The following is a 3172-nucleotide window of genomic DNA, read 5'->3' on the forward strand; positions in this document are numbered from 1 at the left end:
GAGCGTTTCGATCTGCTCCATTTCCTGCGCGCCAAGGGCCAGATCGCCCGTGATGAGACCATCGAGGTCTGGGACCGTGGTGAGCTGAAGCCGATCAGGCTCTTCAATACCGAGATTTCCCGTGCGCACAAACCCACCGATCTCCCCGCAGACCTCGCGGCGCTGCTCAATGAGTCGATCGTCCTGTTCAACCAGGGTCAGGCCGATGCGGCGGAACAACGGCTCAACCGCATCCTTGAACGCGTGCCCAAGCATGCGGTCGCACGCGGCAACCTGGCGTCAGTGCGCACCCTGCAGAATCGCCATGCGGAGGCGATGCAGCTGCTGCGCGAGGTGGTTGCCGACCATCCGCAGTACCTGTTTGCCCGCTGCAACCTGGCGCAGATGTTGATTGAGCAGGGCGCGATCGATGACGCCCATGACCTGCTTGACGGCTTGATCGAGCGCGAGCAGCTGCACATCCAAGAGGCGTTCGCGCTCTATGGCGCGCTGGCCAGGGTGCACCAGGCCAAGGGCGAAGAAGAGGGGGCGCAGAAGCTGCTGTCGAATCTGGAATCCATGATCGAGGACGAGGACGATGTGCGCCGCTTCCGGCAGATCAAGCGCGCGTTGGATCGACCAAACCTCTTGCAGGAGTTCAGCGAACGGCTCGCATCGCTGGTCGGGCCGGGCGCAAGACGTCAGTGAAGATGATCCCTTTCGGGACGCACAGCTCCACTGATAATGCCTGCTTGATCTCCCGTCAGTCCCGTTTGCGAATCACGCAGGTCGACGGCGATGTCGGAGAAGGTGAGGAAGTGCATGGAGGCTGAGCGGGTCATATCGGCCCTTTTGAAACGTCTTGTTCCAGAGCCGGGCTCGCCGCAACACGGGAAGTTGCGGCGGTAGATACGCAGGAAACGGCATCGGCATCTGCAGCGACCACGGCGTCACCGACGCGCAGCTGCCCGCCCTGGATCACGCGCGCGCAGAGTCCGCCATGGCCGCGCATGGCGTTGTAGCCGCCCGGCCCTAAGACCTCCTCCATGCGTGAGCAGGGATGAGCAAAGCTCATGCCCTCCAGCACCACCTCGCCGATCTGAAAGCGCTGTCCCTTGAGCGCCGCCAGGTTGATGCCGGACACCAGCAGGTTGCGCCGCAGCGTGGCCGGCGTTATCTCCTCAGCACCAGTCAACGCAGCGATCACCGGCAGATGTTCGGACTGCAGCAGTGTGATGCCGCGGTTGCCCGTGCGGCCGCCGTAGTGATCGCCCTCAAGACCCGCGCCGGTGATGGCCTGCGCGGCCTCGACCTGGATCAACACAGCGCGCTTCGCCGGTCGCAGGCCGATCCAGTCCAGACGGCCAGGCCGGGGAAAGGTCTGCATCAGCGACGCCAAAGGGCTGTTCTTGGGTAAGATCATGGCTTCCATCATACAGACGCTGTGGGCATTCAGGCGGAGTCTGGCCCTTGTGCTCGGACTCGGCGCGGCGCGTCACCGATGAACGCGTGCCCCAATCCAACCAACCCCGTTTGAATAGCCCCTGCGCTTGATCATGCCCCAGCCAACCCATTCAGCATCACATCCCGTCGTCAGCCAACAACATCCGGCCAGACTCGGACTTGGACTCGCCGCCTTGGGACGTCCCGGTTACATCAACCTCGGCCATGGCGAGGATACCCGCACTGGCCGCAGTATCGAAGCGATGCGCGAACGCGCCTTCGCGGTGCTCGATACCGCCTGGCGTGCTGGGATCGGCTATTTCGACACCGCCCGCTCCTATGGTCGCGGCGAGGCCTTCCTGGGCGACTGGCTGCGCTCACGCGAGGTGCCGGCCGATTTCGTGACCATCGCCTCGAAGTGGGGCTATACCTACACCGCCGACTGGCGAATCGAGGCCGAGCAGCATGAGGTCAAGGACCATTCGCTCGCAGTGCTGCAGCGACAGTGGCTGGAGACCCAAGCCAACCTGGGCGGCTCTCTGGACCTGTATCAGATCCATTCCGCCACGCTGGACAGCGGGGTGCTCGATGACCAGGCCGTGCATGCAGAGCTTGCACGACTGAAGGCTGCTGGAACGCGCATCGGGCTGACCTTGAGTGGTCCGCGGCAGTCCGTCACGCTGGAGAAGGCGTTGACCCTGCAGGTCGATGGCGTGCGCCTGTTCGATGCCGTGCAGGCGACTTGGAACCTGCTCGAGCCCTCAGCCGGGGCAGCGTTGAACACGGCGCATCGAGAAGGGCTGGCCGTGATCATCAAAGAAGCCCTGGCCAATGGGCGTCTCACCGAGCGCAATCAGGCGGCAAGCTTTCAGGCCCGACGGCAGCGGCTCGAGACCCTCGCCGGTCGGTTCAAGGCCTCACTCGACGCGGTAGCGCTGGCGGCCGCCCTCGCCCGGCCCTGGGCCTCGGTTGTGTTCAGCGGCGCGGCGACTGAGGCGCAGCTGCACTCGAATCTGAACGCTGTGGACATCCCTTGGGATGCTGAGGCTGAGGCTGAAGCGTTGACCGGGGCAGTGACGGAGGACCCGGCTGCATACTGGCAGACGCGCGCTCAGCTCGCGTGGAATTGACACGCCGCCTGACACGCTCCAGCGGTGCAGGCGGGCTGGATCGGCGCTCGAGGTCGATTGCGGCGATGATCCAGGCGCATGATCTGGCGCAGAGGCTATTGGGTCCGAACAACAGCCTGGAGATGACGCTGTGCTGGATGCTGGCGCGTGATCTGCGCATGGGCAGTGCCCACCTGAGAGACTGTCCGCAGTGCCAGATCCGTTATCTGGTCACCGAGCAGGGGCGCTTTGACCAGGGCTGCCCGCTGTGCGCGCGCTATCGCAGTGTGGGGCTGTCGCGCTTGAAGGTCGGGCTGATGGGCGGCGCCTTTGGCGAGGATGCGCCATCGATGGTCTCGCGCGTCATCCGATCGCCACTTGGACGCACGACCGGTGCCAACCATGCGCAGGAGTCTGACCGCAGCAAACGGTGACATCCATCTTCAGCTGACTGACCCAGGCCAACTACGGCGCACCCTGCAGTGATGAGGAACCACGCCATTGAGGCGCCGAGGCCGTCATAAGGGACGGTCATCTGAGGAGCGAGATCACAGCACACCGGCACGGGGTCCGTCGAGATTGGCCGTGTTCCGGTCGTCATCCAGGCGACGCCTTGCGCACGAGCGCCTTGGCCGATGACC

At 64.4% G+C, this 3172-nt stretch carries 4 protein-coding genes; 3 read left to right on the plus strand and 1 reads right to left on the minus strand.

Annotation, left to right across the window (positions count from 1 at the left end; all coding sequences use genetic code 11):
- Nucleotides 1–687: tetratricopeptide repeat protein (locus ACY693_RS17180; RefSeq protein ID WP_462323031.1), on the plus strand; the 687-nt coding region annotated here is incomplete at its 5' end.
- Nucleotides 688–817: 130 nt separating this feature from the next.
- On the opposite strand, the gene ACY693_RS17185 is transcribed toward ACY693_RS17180, so the two are convergent.
- Entirely contained in the window at nucleotides 818–1378 is a 561-nt protein-coding gene (locus ACY693_RS17185) for an MOSC domain-containing protein (RefSeq protein WP_462323032.1), read from the minus strand.
- A 157-nt stretch (nucleotides 1379–1535) separates the two neighbouring features.
- Between ACY693_RS17185 and ACY693_RS17190 the strand changes: the two genes are divergently transcribed.
- Both ACY693_RS17190 and ACY693_RS17195 read left to right on the plus strand, forming a co-directional pair.
- The gene (locus ACY693_RS17190) at nucleotides 1536–2552 is read left to right on the plus strand and encodes an aldo/keto reductase (protein WP_462323033.1); all 1017 of its coding nucleotides are present in this window, start codon (nucleotides 1536–1538) and stop codon (nucleotides 2550–2552) included.
- Nucleotides 2543–2965, plus strand: coding sequence for a hypothetical protein (locus tag ACY693_RS17195; protein WP_462323034.1), 423 nt, complete (start codon nucleotides 2543–2545; stop codon nucleotides 2963–2965). Before ACY693_RS17190 ends, ACY693_RS17195 begins: the two co-directional genes overlap by 10 nt.
- Nucleotides 2966–3172 lie beyond the last annotated feature (207 nt).

It is taken from the genome of Halochromatium sp., from assembly GCF_054919635.1.

Bases quoted from the DNA above. Each gene is read 5' to 3' on its own strand.
- ACY693_RS17190 (WP_462323033.1), top strand. From the start codon at position 1,536: ATGCCCCAGCCAACCCATTCAGCATCACATCCCGTCGTCAGCCAACAA.